This window comes from Bacillus sp. FSL K6-0073 (assembly GCF_038006085.1).
GTDB classification, from domain to species: Bacteria; Bacillota; Bacilli; order Bacillales; family Bacillaceae_G; genus Bacillus_A; species Bacillus_A cereus.
The window spans coordinates 215,037-234,835 of the sequence record NZ_JBBOUN010000002.1 but is presented as its reverse complement, the minus strand read 5'-3'; the positions used below and the strand labels follow the sequence as shown (position 1 = coordinate 234,835).

The following is a 19,799-nucleotide window of genomic DNA, read 5'->3' as shown; positions in this document are numbered from 1 at the left end:
TTGCAATATAATCCTTTTGATAAACCTGTGTTCTTAATATTAGAATTTATAAACTTGTTCTTCGAGTTGAGTTGTTACACTTTTTAATCGTCTTAATGTATCTTTTTGAGACTGAGTGTTATTGGCATCAACTTCAGTCGATAATTTTGTAATACTATTATTTATTAGATCCAAATCCTCTTTGTAACGTTTCATTAGCTCAATTTCTCCATCTACTTGGTTAGCAAATGTATGCAAATCATTTTGCATGAAAAGAATCATTGATTTTTGTAAATCCGCTACAGTTAATTTAGTTGTTAAGTCATATAATTTCTGATTTTGTTTCTCTAAATCATTTAAATATGCACGTTGCTCTGCTGTTAGTTTATTAATTTCAGCAAAAGTATTATATGTTTTTTTTATTTTTTCAGGATCAATCACTTTCATAAGATCATACTCTTTCGTTTTTGTAACTGCAGCTGCAGCGATTTCACCTTTTTTACTTTTCTCTATTGCTTCACGTGCTTCTTTTTTGGCAGCCTCAATTTCTATAGCTGATTTTCCCTTTTCTTTTGCTTCTTGCTCTGCTTTCTTCTCTGCGTCTACAATAGCATTGTTTATTTCTTTTCCTTTGTTATACGCTACTACTGCTGTTTGAGCAGCCGGTTCAATGATATCTTTCGATAGACTATAAATTTCTTGGAATACCTTTAGCCCTTGTTCATTTAAGGCTCCTGGTAATAATGCTATTTGCTGTAAATCATTTTGAATTGATTTTTTTGTATCTAGCATTTCATTTTTTAACTTATCTATTTTTCCTGTTCCCTCTGAATTAAGGACACTCTGTGCTTTTGCCACATCAGTATCAAGATTTTTCACCTTTTTATCTAACTGTAGTTTTAGATCTGTTAACTCATTAATTTGACGTTGCACACTTTCTTGGTTTGTTATGGTCATGTCTTGAAGGACTTCCAGTCTATCTGTAAACCCTTCTTTATCTTCCTTATTATCTACAAATCCTTTTAATGTTGGATAATAACTATTAAATTTAGTTACAAATCCTTTACTTTTTGAATTTAATAGAATTAATTTGGGATAAAGTTCGGATGACCACTCTTTCATATCTTGTTTAATTAGAAATTGAGTTGTATTTAAAGATGGAACTTCTACAAGTTGTACATTCGGACTTGCTAAGGCTCCATCGATAAAGGTTTGTGTTAATTTGGAGTGTGCACCTATTTTTCGTAACGCTGAGGAAATATCTATATTACCTTGTTTTGTTTCTGCTTGAACGATTGGCGTTGCGAGAGTATTGATAGGAATAGTCGCCCCGGTAGCAATTGATGTTATTAAAAATCCTGTCATAATTTTATTCTTCATTCCTTACACCTCTTCACTATTGTTTTTTACAAGTTTTGATCGTAAATGTTGTACAACCTAACGTTAGGATTTCTTCACACACACTTGAGGATAAAAAATTTTTCAAAAGAGTAAGTGCATCTCGTTTTTTTCTTTATTTTTAATAGAATATAAGGTCCTTACTTCCCCCCCATTTTAATCACTATATTTTTCATAAGTAAACTAGAAAATCGAATATATTATGTTTGATTATTCCGACATTAAAACTTTTGTGTTTTCTTAATTATATTCAAAAAGTTTTCGTAATAATATCACTTCAGAAATTGATACCATTTCACTGCTATAATCAAAGATAAAATTTGTTGGTATTACTGAATCTTAATAAAGTCCATACGAAAAAAATGTTTTTGATATAATTTTATGGGATTTTATGTATTATGTACTTTATATGAATATGTACAATTGCATACTTATATAAAGTACTATCCTTGAATAACATACAAGGCAGTCACCGTACATCCCTATAAACTTAAGAGTTTGTACTCCAAAAGTGTAAAAAGTTATCATTTCTAAAATTTAACTAGAAAATAAGATGTTTTTTAACTATCTTTCAATTCAAGATGAATTACAACTATTTTTTAAAATTTGTTTGAACTGGAGAATACAACCAAATTAATCTAAATAATATAGTAGCGAAGGTCTTTCTAAGAAAGAAAGAACTCATACTAAAAATGAAATAACTTTATTGCTACTTCACAATTCCTTAATTGGCCTTTCCGTTCAGATTTTTTTGGAACTATAAAAATATCCCTTTAGATAAACAGATCCTAAGGGACAAAACGTCGAGACTTTATTCAAAACATTACGCCTCTTTTATAAGCAATGTCATTTTATTCAAAAAACGACATTAAAAATATTCTTTAAATCCAGGAGCATAACTTTGCCGCAAACAAAAAGAACCATAAGTTTTCCAAAACGTTATCAAGACCTAAATTATAAAAAGCTTTAAAAATAAAGGAGAACACATATTGTATATGACTAATATGTGTTCTCCTTTATCTGCTATTAATAAAAGCACCCGTTAACTTAATTAGAAAGTGCAATTAAACAGTAATAGTACCATTATTCCACCATTCAATAAATGTTTTTAATGATGGGGCAACCCACGTTCTGCTATCGTTTTCATGATTCCAAACATATACATCATCTTTTTGTATGACTCCATTTAATATTGCATACCCAAATAAGTCACCATTTCCTCCATCTGCAAAAAACAACAGACAATCAAAAGGCATATACAAATCTTTAAAATCGTTAAAACTTCGTAAATTCAGGTTCTCTTTAAGAATTTGTTCAATTGACCAAATGAAAAGACAATCGTATTCATCGAACACTCCATTGGTTTCATTTAATAGACTGAATAAGTCATTAGGTAATTCAACATTAAGTTTTTCTTTGATTTGAGATATTTCATCTTTAGTTGCAGGAACTTTAAATTGAAAATCTGTTGAAACATTACTGATAAAAGTCTTCCACATAGTCCGTATCCTTTCTTAACCCCTTTTTCTGTTCGCATGTTCATTTTACCTGATTGTCTTTTTTACACTGTCTACCTAAAGAGGATAATATCGATCATTACTTTGATTAAGTCCTTTTGTTTATATATATTTATTTTTAAACCGTCGTTTACAGCAGATTAACTACTACCTGTCTTTCTATCCACTTATCTAGCTTATTTTTCGTATCATCATTTAATCGTTTTCTTTTACCGGATAACATCCTTGAAAGTGTTGAATACGAAATATCTATTTCTTTCGCTAACTCACGAATACTTTTATTATTCTTCTCTTTATACGTGTTCATCTTTTCAATATAAAACTCAATACTATTAGGGGGTTCTTGATTTACTATACTTATTGGCTTCTCTTCAATTACCGGTGGCTTTTCTTCCATCTCAATGACCAATGGTGCTTGCTGCTTACTTTTCTTAGTAATCAACTCTTGTTGTAATTTAACAAGTTCATTTGTAGGAGAAATGCTTACTTTTAATTTTAACCAGTAGTTTTCAAACCAGTTTTTTCCTTTACATTTTTCTTCATCAATTTCGGGAGAGTATTTCCACTCTTGAATTACTTGGTCGCTCATAAGGTCATCTAAAGTCTTTTCAAAAACTTGTCTTATTAGACTTGGTTTTCTATTCATGCTTATCTCCATTACTTGTAATAACCCTTTAGGACCACCAATACTATAAGAATGTGTTAAATGTTGATAGGATTGTTGAATGCGCCAACGCCAACTTAGATATCTGGTTAATCTTTTGTGATATCTCTGTTGCTTGCTGTTATACTCTAGGGCTTTTTTTGATAATAAACCTGTTAGCTTTTCAGATCCATAGAGATATTTTGATAAAAAGCTTCCTGGTGTAACGTTCATACTCTCTATTCCTAATGTTTTATCCGTATCAATATCTTTTGCAATGATAATTTCATCCATTACAAATAACCTTCGAATTCTTTGCTTTTTATAAGTTAGGCTTTCATTTGGATCTTTTTCATTTAATATCACGATCTCATTATCTTCATTGACATAAATAAAAATACTAGCAAGAGCAGCTAATCGCTCCATAATTTTTAATCTGTCTTCTTTTCGATAATAAGACTTACCATTTTTGATTTGTTTCATATTACACATATCTAATATTTGTTCGTAATGTACAGGCACAATAGTCTTATCATTTTCCGCACTCTTTACCCAAAGTTCAGTTACAATATCGAGGCAGTCCGCCGTCAAATCGTCCATTACTCTTGTTAAAAAAGTAGAATCAATCAGTGTATTCCATCTTTTTAATTCTTTTCTTTGTAATTTCATATCACCATCATCGTGTGACGATACTACCACTAGACTATTTTGTTTATCCTGTAATTGAGCAATCCGTACATTCTTATCTTGGTCATCTGTAAACTTATTCTTAGCAATAGTGTCTGATAAATGGTACATAAACCCTGCATTACTTCGTTCTATATAATCACTCTTAGCCTCTGAATGTAAAGGTAATTCTTTTGCGATAATAGGCAGTTTAATTCCAAACTCCATATATAAGTCATCTCTTAAACATTCAAAAATTTCTTCCCTATAATTTTCTAGTTTTGGAAGAATGTCTATCCCTGATAATCCTAAAGCTTCCTTTTTAGAAACCCATTTTACTAGCCTTTCGAAAGTCTGTGATGAATAAGATGAGTTGTAAATTTCCTGTAGATCTCTTTCTACATCTTGATAGAATTGTTGCCATTTATTTAAAACCTTTTCACTTCCCTCAACTCCAGTTAAAAGAGGGTAAGCTATATATAAGGTGTTTTGAAATAGTACTTTTAACTTCTCCACTAATAATCCTCCTAATTGCTTCTAATACAATTATATCAATTGCTACTAATCATTCATACCATGTTAATTCTAATATATCTTAATGTCGTAAAAAGATAGCATACATAGAATACAGCCATTAATTATTATGTATGTGACGGTTTTATTTAGTGCTTTTATAGACTCAGCTTCTCTTTCAAAAGAAATGTGGGGATTTGTACTATTAATAATTTTAATTTCAACTTCAATTTTGTTTCCATATATTTTTAACATTTTAACTTTTGCTAGAAATAGATGGACTAAATTAGTTTATTTTAAATTTCGTTTTGAGCAGATTTTAGATGAAAGAGAGAGTGAATGATTAAACATATAAGGGATTGTGAAATCTTTATTTACAGTGTTTTCAATGTATACTTTTATTATATAAATTGAGGATATCAGGGGGTTCGGAGAGAAGTTAATATTTAAGGGGATTTGAAAGTAAACTAATAATAAAAAGTGTACATTGGAAAATAAGAAAAAGAAACTGGTTTTTAAGGTCCTTTTTCTTATTTTGATAATATTTGTATCTTATTGTAGTTGATATATCTTGTAATTAGCTTATTGGAATTTATAGTTAAAGAGGGTGATTGAACATGACAGTGCAAAAAGAAAAAGTAACTAGGCGGGTTGTTTGTAGGAAATGTAAATCTGATCAAATAGTTGGTAATAAACGTGGTTATAATTTTAAAAGGATGTTTTTAATTCTGTTTCTTATGTTAGCTACACTTATAGCTATTGGAATAGTTCCTCGACATTCTCCACTTCAGGATATGGCTGCATTTGTTGTTTTTTTAATGATGCTCCTAGGGGCACCGATAACTTTATTCAGTGGATTTATTGGTAGAAAAAATATTGTCAATGGTTGTATGAATTGCGGACATACATGGATGCCTAAAAAATAGAATGTCTATAGATCAAAAAAGAAAAGACAGCTGATTGATTGCTGTCTTTTTGCCTATTTTTGAGTAATAAATTAAAGTTTCTTAATTATTACTTGTTCGCCATCCTTCATAATGTCCTGTCCATGAATTTTTACTTACTTCAGTTACTCCTTTTAAATACCAAGTTACTCCATTCCACTCTTTTACAGTGGGTATTTCCCCTTTTGATTTGTAACCAGGAAAGTCTTGTTTTTCTTTTTTCTTAACAAAACTTTTTTTATTATCAATTGTTTTTAATTTTACACTTGTATCAGTAGGTGTTTCCGCAAATACTCCTCCAGCACCAGATAACATAATTCCAGTTGCTAATGTTCCAATTATTACTTTCTTAAACATGAAAAATCCCCCTTTTTTGGAATGAATATTACATAAATAAGAATACCATATTATTTGTATTTTCTAACATTTTAATTTATTTATAAATATTTAGTTGAATATTCAAAAATACAATCGTTGTGAAAGGTTTTAAAAATAATTAGTCCTATTAGTAGTGGATCTCAAGTGAATAATTGGAAGAAAACTAAATTATTTATAGGGTTAGAAGTATAGAATCCAAGCTTTTTCAACCTAAATTTATATTGAAAAGTTTACATAAAGGAATAAGCAAAAGAACCTGGTTTTTAGGCTTCTTTTGCTTATTTTCCAATAGTCTCTTTTTGTTTACTTCTTCGTTTTGACGATCATGGAGATTATAGTGTTCAAAATGTGTTTGGATTTACTTTTATAATTATTGTATTTTTAGGATTTCCTGTAACAATATTCAGTGGATTTATTGGTAGAAAGAACATTGTCAATGGTTGCATAAATTGTGGACATACGTGGATGCCTAAAAAATAGAATGTTATAGGTGTCAAGAAAGAAAAGACAGCTGATTTATTGCTGTCTTTTTCCTTTCCTCGAGTGATAATTGAAAGTAAATCTTTATTGATTTTTGGGTTTTGAAATTACTAAAAATAGAATTGTATATAGTACCGTTCCTAGTATTACTATCAATAAGGACATTGAAATATCTGAAAGGATGCTAACCCAATCTTTATTTTAAATATATTTGATAATGTCTTTATAAAATATTAAGTTCATAAGGATAAACATTGGTAGACTCCAAAATAAAAAAATATTAAATAAATGGAAACTAATATTCAAGAATTAACTTTCGTATCTGTAATAGCAACAATACACTTAGTTTTTATTAGTTTGTAAACCCTTTTCACTAAATGGAAGTAAAACATGCAACATCTTTCCCATCTTGCGTACCCTTAGTCCAAAACAAGCAACATCATTCTCAACTTACGTACTATTCCACTAGAATAAGCAACATTTTTCCCGTGTTGCGTACTTATTTCTCTAAATAAGCAACACTAAACATTTAAATTATTTAATTTCAGGTGAAAAAGAAGCAACATTCTTCCCATCTTGCGTACTTTTTTCTAAATAAGCAACGTTTTTCCCAAGTCGCGTACCTATCTTATTAGTGAAATCAGCCATAAATGCTGTTATATCAGGTGATCTAAGATGTTAAATCACAAGCAATTTATATATTACACAAAAATTCTTTCCCAAGTCGCGTACCCATTTTCCTGAAAAAGGAGCAACACCTTTCCAAAGTTGCGTACCAAAAATCAATTGAAATATCAATAAAGTATTGATATTAAAGGATTCCTCCTTTTCTCATTAAATAGCATCATACAAGAAAAGAGCAACATTCCTTCCCAAGTCGCGTACCAAAAATAAAAATAACAATTTTCTCTATCCCTTGTCGCTCTAAGGCCCATAAGGTGTTGCCTTTTTTGAAATTCTCTCTTAAAGGGCACATTTTTACAAAATTCGATTTGCTATAATCATAATTGGTATATTTTATAGTATTTTGACATATATTTCTGAATTTGTAGAACGGAGGTGAAAAAGATGGGGAAATCATTTGTGATACGTAATCAACGGAGCTTAAATGGGCAAACAACAAACGCAGTTTTAGTAACACTCAAATCTTGGCAAAAGCTTGTGGAAGCATTTGAGGAGAAGTACTACAGTTATAAAGATACTTATTTAGAAGATATTCTACAGCACATGACATACGAAGAGCGTATTGCGGATGTGGATGGATTTGTCGAAAGAGCCAAACCATCTTTTTCACGTCGCGCAATGTCTGCACTTGCAGAAAAAACGGGAAGAAAGCATAAATTATACGGCATTACGAATGCTGATCTCGAAGTGTTCTTATATATACATAAGAAATGCTTTACTAATGGTGTCATTCCCAATGTAACCATACATATGATGTGGGAAGATTACAAACAATATAAAGAAGAATTTGCTTATATCCAACACTCTCAATTCTATATCGCTTTGAAAAAGTTAAGCTTACATAACATTATCTCCATTGAAAATGGAATTGATGGCCGTTACACAATTAAACTCACTCATTTTCTGAATGGGGAAACAGAAAAAGCAAATCCGTACATATATATTAGTCCTGTTGTATTTACAAAGGCTTTCTTTAAGTTATCTGTAGCGGCTAAGAAGTTATTTTTAGATATCGCAATGCAACAACATACAGAAATAACGCTAAAGCGCTCTTTGGACAAGCAAGACGAAAGAGGAAACAAGACTCACTTTGGCGGGATGTATCGTTTCTTACATAAAAAATATCCGCATCAAATCCGTGCGGTTATCGATGAATTAACAATTACATTCTCATGTACGGGTAGTCCCCTATTCAAAATTTGCAAAATGCAAAAAGGTGTAAAATATACAAAACGATATACAACGCTATATCTATCTATCCATTCAGACTTCTTATGTTCGAAAGAATCTGGAGAAGAACAATACAGGGATCCGTTTACACCAAAAGCTACCTATGCACGTAAAGCGAAATTCATCGAATCACTTCTACAAGAAATGAATATCGGTGAATTGTCTACAGGCATGAATAAGTTCATTCATGTACTAAAGCATACTTGTCATCGTCAAATTCGTAGTGTCATTCGTGGGCTTCGTGATATGGTTGATCGCAAAGAAGGATACCCTACAAAACTTGTATATACATTGAAAAAACTATTACATCAGACATCTCAATATCAAATTCTGGATACAGCGGCGAAAGAAGGTATCTACCCTCTTATTGCACAACATATACCAAAAGAGAGAAATAGTGACCGTGAGAAAGCTGTCTTTAATTTTGGTCTACATTATTCTATGTACTCTCTTCATAACATTAAGAAGATGTTTAGAAATGTACATGCACTACTGAAGCAGAAGTTTGCAGTACCAGTAACAGAAGAGTCTTATCACCGTAATTATCTAAAATACCAGGAAGAAACGTTATTTAGAAAATATGCATATGATCAGGGAGTGAATCTCCATGCATATATCGCTTTAGAAATTGAAATGCGTGAAAAACTAACAGTTCGTGGCCATAAAGAACGCACAATTCCAAGTGATGTGCGCGAATGGTTTATCGAGGCAATTGATAAGCTGCCACAAGAAAAACTTCGTGTGATTGAGCTACCAAAGCAGTTTAATTTACTAGAGTTTATGCGTACCTTCGAACGTTTAGTACGTGCCGGTGTAACAATAACAGCTCCAGATCAGGTGCTAACCGCAATGGAAATGAAATGATAATAACAAGCTCTCTATTTTTGAAAAAATCAAAAGTGGAGGGCTATTCGTGTTTGGTTTATTCCCCCCTTTTCTACTACTCTATTTATAAATACAAAATCAGAAGGACCCCATGTAAAATGGAGTCTTTTTTTATGCATTTCTATACCAAACCTCTTCTACCTATAATAAAATTTCCACACTACACATTAAATATTCTTTACGTGTAGTAAAATATCCAATTTTATATCTACAAAAAATCAGAAGGATATTAATAAAAAAAGTGAATATGAGGACAAATATGATCAAATGTGAATATTATTTTACCAATATTATTGGGGATACTAGTGTTATTGAATTTATCTAATGAAAATCATCAATAATAATGTGAGTTATGTGTAAATACTGTGTAATGTTAACAAATAGCTACATTATCTGAACAAAATATGGATAATTGGACGCTACACACTGCTTATTTACCAAAATAAAGAAAACATGTCCTATTTTAAAGGTTGAATAAATATAATGTGATTTGTATCAATCTCTTTCCGATTTTATGTAGAAACATATAATTTTCTTTCTGCTTTTTTGTAGAATTGAAAGTCTAATAATTATTGAATCTACGGATACATTTTCTACTATTTATGATTTTTTACGTTCTAATATCTAATTTTCCCTTGTGAGAGTAGGTCTTTTCTCTATTTTTGATAGCCTATAAAAGTTTTATCTTTACTTCTTTTTAATATATAAGATATATATTTATAATAGATTTTACAATTACTAATATGATTATTAATAAGATGTCAGACCTAATTGAAAATATTTGTAAAAACCGTTATAATAATGGTAATTAAACATATCATTACTCCCATGTAAAAGGACAAATCTATGAATCCTTATTAGGACTAGATTTGTCTTTTTGTCATTGAAAATAAAAAACAACATATAAAAAAGGAAAAGGGTTGTTTGTCCGTTTTCCTTTTTTATATGCCAGCAACCGAGCGCAGCAAAGGGCGGTAGCAGGTCTTTCACTTATTTTTTGTTATAATATATGATAAGAATTTAGGTGATTATAATGAACAAGGGTATTAGTTTAGAAGTAGCATTTTCTGCTTATTTAGCAGAAAATGGACATAAACAATCTAGGGTTGAACGTTATAATTACGATATTAAAGGTTTTTATAAGTGACTAAGAGTAAATGAGAAACTTCTACATATCAAATCATGGAGTGAACTACCTAAAGAAAATTATTAGGAGTATTTCTATGAGCTAGAAAATAAGGAACAGAATATGACGGTTCTTAAATAAATTGAACATGTTTAGACTTCAGTAGATGATTTTCACCTCTCCTTAATTCCTGATCAATCACTAAGTGATAAGGATTTTATAATCGAATCAGAAAAAAACTATTAAAACAAACTATACTTTCAACAAAAGGATTAACAGAAAGACAAGTTAAATACCGCCCTCTTATTATGGATAGAAACGCTTTTATAATAGATTTAGTAGTAAACTATGGGTTGTCCTTACAAGAGCTTGTATCGCCTAATATGAGCCATATACAGCTTGTTAGAAATACCTTAGTGGTTCGTGGTGAGAATGGCATAAATAGATATATCATTATAAAAGGATTATACGAAAATTATCTACAAGTACTATAAAACTATTTCGGAACCTTTAAGAGCTAGAAAGTATACAGATAATCCCTATTTGTGGCATTTAATTTTAATCATGGAACATATAGTTGGGTGTACGAAAAAGATGATCAAAAGGCTTTGTGTGAGGTTGCTACACAAAAGATGATTCCACTTGAAGTGAAACGAGCAGGGTTGAATAAACGTATCTTGACGCAGCAGATGCGAAATAAATTCATGGTTCGTCTTATTAAGCAAGGCTCTTAATTACTGTTATCATGAGAGGTTTAGAAGTGTATAAACAAGCGATTAGCTGCTTATTTATCTGTATTAGCCTAGATATTTTGTAATGTCAGTGAGATATCAGCCATCATAGAAGTGTTTCTACTCCAACCTAGGAAGCCAAGATATCAATAGGTTTTGTACGGTTCTCTAGAAGAATCTCAGCAATTGTATTACATAATAGTGTCAACGGACTATCTTTTCCCCACTGTAACCTACAAAACAACAATCTCGAGATAAATAGACTTTTTTCATTTCCTCTTTAATTTCTCTATATGTATTCATCATTATAAAACATGCCTCTTCTTTTCTACATAGAAAAAGAGAGTCCCTTACTATAGGAACCTGGTCATCTCCCTGTCAAGTAGACAGTAATAAAAAGAGTATTATGCCACGGCCTTTTCCCGATATTCTATCGGGGAAAGGCCGTGAAGTTTTTCTTGGAATCTTTCTGTATTATAAAATTGAATATATTCTTGAATTGCTCGGTAGGCCATTTCATATGTTTTTGGGCACACTAAATACAACTTCTCTGTTTTTAAATGTGAGAAGAATGATTCGATACACGCATTATCAAAACAGTTTCCACGTCTAGAATGACTACCGACAAATCCTAATTTCTCTAACTGTTTTGCGTAGGATTTAGATGTATATTGAAACCCTTGATCTGAATGGAAAAGGGGCTTAGTAGTTAATGACTTCCCTTCTAATTGACGTAATGTAGTTAAAACCAAATCTAAATCATTTCTTGAAGATAGCTTCCAGGCAACAATTTCATTGTTGTATAAATCTAACACAGCTGACAAATAGGCAAATTGTTCTCCGATTCGTACATAAGTAATATCTGTTACGAATTTTTGATTTTGCTTTTCAGCTTGAAACTCTCGATTCAAATGATTTTTAAATACCACAGATGTTTTTCTTCCATCTACCGTTGGGCTACGCCCTTCACACGCTTGAGGAAGGAGTATTCTTTCCGGAAATTCGTTAAAAAAAACCATAATTTTTCCTCCAGTTATATATATCGAATAGTAGCAAATAAACCTGACATTCTACCGAATATTATAATTTGCAAATGTAAGTATAACACACCTAAAACACTATAGGATGCCAAACAAAGCCTTAACCATTTGTTCCTCTATAGTTTAAAAAGAAAAAAGACATTGAAACAAACCGTTCAATGTCTTTTTTCTTTTTAAATGTTTGTATACTCAAAGTATAATTTTTCTGGTTTTCCATACATGTTAATTTCACTTTGATATAGGACAGCTAATGGCTGAGACATCTCAATGCTTTCCACATAGGATAATGAAGCAGTTGCTTCTATTTTTTCTTTAATCTCATTAGGAATGGCTGAGTAAGATAAGTTATTCATTTTACTTCCTAGTTTAGTATCTGTAGCAGCTTCATAATAAATCTCGGTAATTAAAAATTCATCATCTTCCGGATCATACATGTATCCTCGATTAACTGTAATCATATTATATAACTCCTCTCAAGTTTCATATTCTGATTCCTCGTGCTTTTAGCATTGCAACAAGTACTTTCCATATTTAGATTCCCTTTTTCTTCTCTTTCGAATGCCATTATGAATGGATACTTATTATCTTACTTCATCGTAAAATTTTGGAATTTCCAACAATATAAAGGTTTGATTTTATAGATAGTAAGTTCATAACTTTTAACGCGGTAATTAATTTTTTTCTTTTGAAAGTTTTAAATGATTTCTCCTATTGATAATGTTGGCTTATCTAAAGTAATTGCATGTTCATATTTCATCATAAATATCCTCTTTTCTAAATAAAAAGCACGAAATATGTGCGTTTATCCATATTTTTTTATGCTATGCTCTGTAAAACTTCATATAATCTCCCCTCTAAATTAAACAAAAAGCACAAAATATGTGTTTTCTCATTTAGCATACTTTTAGTCCTAAAAGTTTATGTACAAGTGATTCCTAACTCGAAGACAACACAAAAAGGACTTCTTCAAGTCGATTAAAATGTGCATAGCAAAATAAGCTATATATACACTAATCGGCTCAAAGAAGCCCTTTCATAATTGAAACAAGAATACAACTTGTTTCTAAAACTCAACCACAACACATAGGGTGTGGGAATAAACGGAATCAATTAAACAATAAATATAGATTTATATTAAACTATTTTTATATTATATTCAATTATTTTCAATAGAACAGGGATAAGAAGGAAGTTTATATGCAGATCCCACATGTATTGTATAATAATGCCCCTGAATCCCCTGCTATAAATCCCCTCTTATATTCAGTCCCTGGAGTTACTTCATGTACTGTATTTCAAAATATAGCTTTTCTGGCTTTTGATTTTGAACTAAATAACAAAGTATTTCCTTTATATTTTTTTCTTCTACTTCAACACTTTCCATATAGGTCATACTTTCGTTTTCCTGGACCTTTTGAAAAATAGCAACAGGTACTTTAACTGCATCAAATACACCCATTTTACTGCCTAACTTTTTTTCTGATGTACCATCATAGAAAATTTCATTTACTATTACCTCATTATCATCAGGATCGTACATGTATCCTCTTTGTATACGTAGCAATATAGTACTCCTTTCTTGTATATTCCTCCAATGAAATAACTATATTTGTATATAATGTTATTTTATTAACAGGTGTCAAAGAATATTATTTCGCAAAATCTGTGCTTTGTATAGAGGTAGATACAGGATTATTAATTTTGTTAAGTTTTTTTGAATACTCCAAGCTAATTATAAAATAAACAAGCCACCCTTAAAGCGAAAGCTTGTATGGTGGCTTAGTTTTCTATAAATAGCTTTGTATCTAATTGTTTGATCTCCCCTTCTGCAAGAGGTTGATAAAAAGCGTGTTGTAATCCTTGAAAATGTAAAGATTCCCCTATGCATAACAATACTTTACCAGGAATTAAATCAAGTAATAGTTCATTATTAATTTGCTTTGCTTGTTTTTTAGTAGAAACATAAATAACTAAGATTGTAGGGTTATTCCCTAAGTCCTGCATAATAACATCTTTTCCTGACTCTACAAAAGTCTTCCATCTAGCAATTATTCGTTTTAATCGATCCTTTTGATCAGATAATAAGGTGGAGTATACAACAAAGTTAAATTTACGTTCTTTTCCTCCATTTACTATAAAACTTAAAGAAGGGGTAAAAACCCCTTTACTAATAGATGGATGCATAATATGACCTAAAAATGAAGAAGCGTAGCGTAAATGACAAAGTAGGTCTATGTCATGCCAATAACGCAGGTGAACATATTTACCATGATTGTCAAGACGCTCTGGGGCAAAGAAGAACATATTTCCTTGCCAGTATTTTAGTAGTTTAAATCCATTATTTGATAAGGTATATGTTTCTTCAAAGATTTCTATATCCAAAATTTCTACTTGCCATTTTTCGATAAATTGATAGTAAAGTAATCCTTGAATTGCATTATTAATTTTCTTCCGCGAAAATTTATTCTTGAATAGATATAATAAATGATTAAACCGAACGGATGTATGAACACCAATAAAATTGAGTATAGCATATTGTTCCTCTGTTAAAAGCTGCTTAAACTTAACTAATTCGTCATAAGAGTGGAATACATAGGTTTTATCCAAATCATGTATCCGATATATTTGAAGTCCTTGTACATCCTCACTTGATAAATGAGGAATAGAAGGAATATAAGTATACATTTGTTTCTCTATTGTACGCATAATCATCGATTAAAATTGGTAAATTGACGAATTAGATTTTTTACTTTGGCCTTGCGGATAATTTAGGATACGTACAGTTCCTCTTCTATTTTTAGCATCAATATTAAGCAGCTCACATGTAACAATTGTTTGGTTTATTGCGTCATCCACGGTTGGATTTGCCAGATTACGACCTTTTAGCCCTTTAAACTGAATACCTGGTGCAACTTCTACGAAAATCCCAGCAATAGCATCTACACCTACAATTTTACCTACAAAGCGGTCACGTCGTTTGTTTAATTCTAATAATTTTTCCATTGGATCCGTTTCTAGTTTCTTTTTATTTCCTCTAAACTCGTAGCGCCCATCCTTTTCCACTACTTTATCGATGATAAGCTCTACAACATCACCAATAATAATATCCGCCGAGCGAACGAATGAATGGGACCATTGCGAGTATCTTACTCCCACTGTTACACCATGAACTTCAACCAGAATTGTTTGTGCAGATGGAATATGTCCAGAAACTGTTCCTGTGTATACTTTATTCCCCTCTTGTTCTACTATTTCTTCATATAATTTTCTTTGCAGTGCAAGTTCTCCTGCGGTGATAGATACAACAGCAAAGTTCCCTTCCTCAGTTCTTTGGAAATGCTCAATAATAACGGGTTTTGTTTTACCTATCAGCCATTGAGGATTTTTAGGAATATTTATACCTGCCTCTGTAAGTGGACAATATGCTGTCGTATGAGTACCAATTTGCATTGTGAGCACTTGTATCCGCTCAGATGTCCCGTTTTTAGTTGGGAATAATTTTTCAGATACTATGGTAATTAAGCCTTTCCCTACAGTACGTTCACGTTTCATACGAGCTAATTCTTCTAATTCATGTTCACGTATTCTTTCAAATTGATTGAAAGTTGATTCTATAAAGATGTCCTCTAGCGTGTTATCCGGTTCAAATGCCATCCCTAGTTCTTTTGTAATATGAGTATTTACCTTATCTTCAACCATTATATTTTCCTCCTAGAACGCAAAAAAGGACACACCTGTACCGTTGGAATGGTACGTAAGGTGTGTCCTTCACGTAAGTCATGTTTTATTTGTATAATTATTAATTAAAATATAACGTTTTTATGTAATTTGTGCAAGTATTATTTTTTGAAAAGGGAAAAGTTAAAATACTATATCTAACCTTTCCTCCTAATTTAAGTTAGATTTCCCCTAAAAATATAATCTTGAATAAAAATTTATTTTAGGTTTCTATAGGTATTAATCAAAAAAATCATCTAATTCCTTACTCATTACATTAGATGTATTTTTCTTTTGTTGCTGGTTTTTATTAAGTAGTGAATTTGTATTGTTATACGTATTCTTTTGTTTGGCTTTTAAGTTTTTTTTGCGTTCTTTATAGTCGATATGTTTATCTTCATGCTGCTCTTCATTATTTCTATTGTTCTCTACCATATTCTTTTCTAAGTTTTGATGAACAGTAATGCTAATAGATTCGTAAACTTTTGCAACCTCTTCATCAAGTTTATTTTCTTTAGTGGGATTAACTGTTTTTGTAGCTGGTTTCAAATTAGTTTTCATATCTGTTTTTGTTTCCTCTAATACTGTGGTTATAAGTCCCTCTGTTAGAAGCTTTTTTTGCAATGGATGAGTTTCTACAGGAATTCCTAAATGAATTGGGTAATCTATATCCCTTTTTGGTTCCAACATAGTATTAGATACCTCTTTCTTCCGTTCTGCTAGCTCCATATTTTTTTTAGGACTTACAAGTTCCATATGTGTCTCCTTTGTTATATTCGGCAGCTCGTCATTCCGTTGTAAGGCATCTTGTAATCTTGAAGCACGTGTATAATCGATTTTAAATGCGTTCTGTAGTGCATTTATAGAAGCAGTCCCTGATTCCTTAACAAAGGATACTACATCATCGTATAGGATATCTTTAAAGAAGCTTGTTTCCTCTTGCTTGGCTTCTATGTCTTCGTTTGGAATGCTCTCTCCTCGTGAAGTTGTATTATCTAAATCTGTATTAGATGAAGGAGTAGTATTGATTTGAGAGCCCTTTAATAATATCGATGTACTATTATTGTTTGTTTCTATGGACTGATTTTGTTCTATTTTATCACCATGCATAGGTGGAAATGATTCTATCTGTTTTATATTATTTGCATCTACATGTTTCATAGGATTTGATTTTGCGATAGATTCTTCAATGAGTCGTAGACGTTCAGTTTCCCAATATTGTCCAGACTTAAGCTCTACTTGAATGATTGCTTGAGCAAATTCCTCTTTGGGTACAAAGTTACTAGTAATTTGTTGTACAGGTTGTACATGATTGTCTTGTACAATACGTGCAGCACAAATGAAGGCACCTTGTGCCATGATATCTCCTGGTGACATAACGACTTCTTTTAATTTTTGATATGTCGAACCTAAGCGACTAACGGGGTTCTCTTGCATAGGAGAGATCCCTTGTTCAGATTCGGATTCTTTAAATTCCTCTGTTTCACCAAACATGTCAGAGAAAATTTTCGCATCATATGGTGTTACATCACCAAATATCATCTTGTTACGGAACGAACCTAATAAAGTAAACATATACTGCTCTGTGAAATCTAAAGCTAATTGAGATAGTGTTTGACTTGCAATTGTCAGAATGACTTTATATTTACGAGATTGTGCAGGGAACTCTTTGAACGGGCGCACAACATAATCAGGGAATTCATCCACAATAATATGATGGTATGGTGAAATATTTGGTTCTCTTCGGAATACAGCATTTTGCATACTTAGTAATACGAATTTTCCTAGTACATTAGAAAGATCTGCAAGTTCTCCTTTGGCTGTATTTACTAGTAAAATACCACCTTGCTCTAAGTGAACATCAAAATCAAAATCTGATTTTCCAAATAAAACACGTCGTATTAAAACATTTGAGGCTAAATCTTTTAAGATGTTACGCAAACCTTTTACATATTCTTCTTCCCGGTCATAATGCATTGGTTTTCCACGATATTTTCCAGATTTATAAACGGCAGGTTCCCCATGGAAACCTGTTTTTTCACGAATGGTATTATCGAACCATTCATCGATACCTTTTATAATCTTATATTCGTTTTTTTGGTCACGTGAAGCAACACCACTTTGAACAAAATCATATAGTTTTTCTACCTGTACTTTTAATAGTTTGTGCATACAGTGTACACGTTCTACATCGTCGTACATATCTATTAAGTCATCAAAGGTCACATCTTTTTGTGGGTTATGTAGTTTTAATAAATAAATATGTTGCTTAAGGTGGTTCCGTTGTGCTTGTTCAAAGAATGCATTATTAGATTCCGACAAACCCTGGATAACCATTGCAAAAACCTCGGCTACTTTATCAACTGGTCCACGTAAAATATTAATGTTTTTGGTATCAGGGTTTGTGGGATCAATATAATAAATTGAACTTTCAGGAATCTTGTGTGCTTGTACTAATTTAAATACCTTTTGACATAAATCATTACTCGGTTCAATAACAGTTATCCCATTTAAAAATGTTCCTTTTACTTCTTCTGTATCATAATTATTCTTTTTATACGTATTTTCAAACTTATTTATAAAACGTACCATCCAGTGTAAATCTTGATTAATCATTGGAATAATTAAACTAGATGTCTTACCAGAACCAATAGGACCAATAATAATTCCATTTAGGGTTCTATCTTTCCCCTTAATTCGAATCATTTCTTTGTGCTTAATATGAGGACCTATCTCAACATCAGGATATATTTGTTCCTCTTGGCTATTAAACCACTTTTGCAACTTATGATTTTTATATTCGTATTTTTGTACCCACTTTAAGATTTCTTCTCTGTAACGGATAATATGGCCACTATACCAAAGAGTAAACAAAATCATAAATACGGTCGGTAAGAATACAAATATCATGGTGAGTGTATGGAAATTTCCTGTTAATACATCCCCTATTGCTTGATATTCACCAAAATTAACATGTTTTGCTTTATTCATAAGATAAGGAATAACTTTCGCATGGATAGGAGTAGTTGCAAACCATAAAAACTGAATATCTACTGCAATATGAGAAGCAATTAAAATTAATAACTTGCCATTTTGAAATTGTAAAGCTGGGATACGGCTGTAGAACCTAAAACTAAATTCTCCTAATAGCAAAGAGAAGAACATTAAAAATAGTGGTACATATGTAATTTCTATAGGATAAGACGGTGGTTCAAATGCATAGTAGAGTAACTGGATATAGTTTACTACACCAAATCCAAATGAAAGGATAAATCCGCTAATTAAGGCGATTGTAGTGTATAATGGTAATCTTTGCTTAGATGTCTCCATAAGGGTTCACCTACTTTTTAAAGACATAGTTGAGCTTTATGGTGTAATGTAAAACGATTATGAAGTTCTGGCTTGAATTGTTCCTTTGATTTTTTTAGAAAGAACTTCGCTGCATCTTCAGTTTGTTTTAAATATAAGTCAATACTATCTCCTTCACACAATTGGTTATATTCTTCTTGAGAAAGTACTGCAATATTTATCTCTAGTTTGTTATTCGCCGCAGTTTCAATTATTACATCGTACCAATAATAATTAGGTTTCCCTGGAATTTTGATATCTTGTAGGGAAACACAAAATTTAGCTCCCCCTTCTGTAATATGTTTAAGGACTAGTTCTGGAGTTTTAAATGCTTCTCTTGCTGAGAGCACTCCCCCAGTAGTTGTTGCAAATTGTAAGTTCATTGTCATTTTCCACTTCCACCTTTCTCCATACAAAAAAAGGCAAGCGACACCCACTGTAAAAACAGCGTGTGTCGCTTGCCTTAATTTCATATGTTCTGATTTGATTGTAGTTTTGAGTGTTTAGTTCAAACGTTATT

13 protein-coding genes and 2 pseudogenes are annotated in these 19,799 nt (G+C 31.5%); 3 read left to right on the top strand and 12 right to left on the bottom strand.

The window, feature by feature from the left end:
* Positions 1-39 precede the first annotated feature (39 nt).
* From hblC to MHB52_RS29195, 3 genes are all read right to left on the bottom strand, one after another.
* Complete coding sequence (hblC, locus tag MHB52_RS29205) at positions 40-1,359, bottom strand: hemolysin BL lytic component L2 (RefSeq protein ID WP_061662911.1); 1,320 nt, start codon at positions 1,357-1,359, stop codon at positions 40-42.
* Positions 1,360-2,441: 1,082 nt separating this feature from the next.
* On the bottom strand, positions 2,442-2,876 hold the full coding sequence (locus MHB52_RS29200) for an SMI1/KNR4 family protein (protein WP_000265992.1): 435 nt from the start codon (positions 2,874-2,876) through the stop codon (positions 2,442-2,444).
* Positions 2,877-3,024: 148 nt separating this feature from the next.
* Positions 3,025-4,719 (bottom strand): helix-turn-helix domain-containing protein, encoded by a 1,695-nt coding sequence (locus MHB52_RS29195; protein ID WP_061662912.1) that lies wholly within the window; start codon positions 4,717-4,719, stop codon positions 3,025-3,027.
* Between the two features lie 614 nt (positions 4,720-5,333).
* Here MHB52_RS29195 and MHB52_RS29190 point away from each other — a divergent pair.
* Positions 5,334-5,642 (top strand): hypothetical protein, encoded by a 309-nt coding sequence (locus MHB52_RS29190; protein WP_061662913.1) that lies wholly within the window; start codon positions 5,334-5,336, stop codon positions 5,640-5,642.
* Between the two features lie 81 nt (positions 5,643-5,723).
* Here MHB52_RS29190 and MHB52_RS29185 read toward each other — a convergent pair whose 3' ends face one another.
* Positions 5,724-6,017, bottom strand: coding sequence for an LCI fold-containing protein (locus MHB52_RS29185; RefSeq protein WP_000475236.1), 294 nt, complete (start codon positions 6,015-6,017; stop codon positions 5,724-5,726).
* A gap of 1,569 nt (positions 6,018-7,586) precedes the next feature.
* Between MHB52_RS29185 and MHB52_RS29180 the strand changes: the two genes are divergently transcribed.
* A complete protein-coding gene (locus MHB52_RS29180) occupies positions 7,587-9,296 on the top strand; it encodes a hypothetical protein (RefSeq protein ID WP_086423410.1) in 1,710 nt (569 codons plus the stop codon).
* A gap of 1,054 nt (positions 9,297-10,350) precedes the next feature.
* A pseudogene (locus MHB52_RS29175) lies at positions 10,351-11,171 on the top strand (integrase); the annotation flags it as partial.
* Between the two features lie 136 nt (positions 11,172-11,307).
* On the opposite strand, the pseudogene MHB52_RS36895 reads toward MHB52_RS29175, so the two are convergent.
* From MHB52_RS36895 to MHB52_RS29140, 8 genes and pseudogenes are all read right to left on the bottom strand, one after another.
* A pseudogene (locus MHB52_RS36895) lies at positions 11,308-11,480 on the bottom strand (phosphoadenosine phosphosulfate reductase family protein); the annotation flags it as partial.
* Between the two features lie 98 nt (positions 11,481-11,578).
* Positions 11,579-12,193 (bottom strand): IS3 family transposase, encoded by a 615-nt coding sequence (locus tag MHB52_RS29170; RefSeq protein ID WP_277752267.1) that lies wholly within the window; start codon positions 12,191-12,193, stop codon positions 11,579-11,581.
* Between the two features lie 194 nt (positions 12,194-12,387).
* Positions 12,388-12,672 carry a hypothetical protein gene (locus MHB52_RS29165; protein WP_061663150.1) on the bottom strand — a complete coding sequence of 95 codons (285 nt, stop codon included), beginning with the start codon at positions 12,670-12,672 and terminating at the stop codon, positions 12,388-12,390.
* An 818-nt stretch (positions 12,673-13,490) separates the two neighbouring features.
* Positions 13,491-13,778 (bottom strand): hypothetical protein, encoded by a 288-nt coding sequence (locus MHB52_RS29160; RefSeq protein ID WP_002083359.1) that lies wholly within the window; start codon positions 13,776-13,778, stop codon positions 13,491-13,493.
* Positions 13,779-13,993: 215 nt separating this feature from the next.
* Positions 13,994-14,920 (bottom strand): hypothetical protein, encoded by a 927-nt coding sequence (locus MHB52_RS29155; protein WP_033685861.1) that lies wholly within the window; start codon positions 14,918-14,920, stop codon positions 13,994-13,996.
* Positions 14,921-14,929: 9 nt separating this feature from the next.
* Positions 14,930-15,913: a hypothetical protein gene (locus tag MHB52_RS29150; protein ID WP_000228952.1), complete on the bottom strand. Its 984-nt coding sequence runs from the start codon at positions 15,911-15,913 to the stop codon at positions 14,930-14,932.
* Between the two features lie 258 nt (positions 15,914-16,171).
* Positions 16,172-19,261 carry a TraM recognition domain-containing protein gene (locus MHB52_RS29145; RefSeq protein WP_061663151.1) on the bottom strand — a complete coding sequence of 1,030 codons (3,090 nt, stop codon included), beginning with the start codon at positions 19,259-19,261 and terminating at the stop codon, positions 16,172-16,174.
* A gap of 17 nt (positions 19,262-19,278) precedes the next feature.
* Complete coding sequence (locus tag MHB52_RS29140; protein WP_002006391.1) at positions 19,279-19,752, bottom strand: hypothetical protein; 474 nt, start codon at positions 19,750-19,752, stop codon at positions 19,279-19,281.
* Positions 19,753-19,799 lie beyond the last annotated feature (47 nt).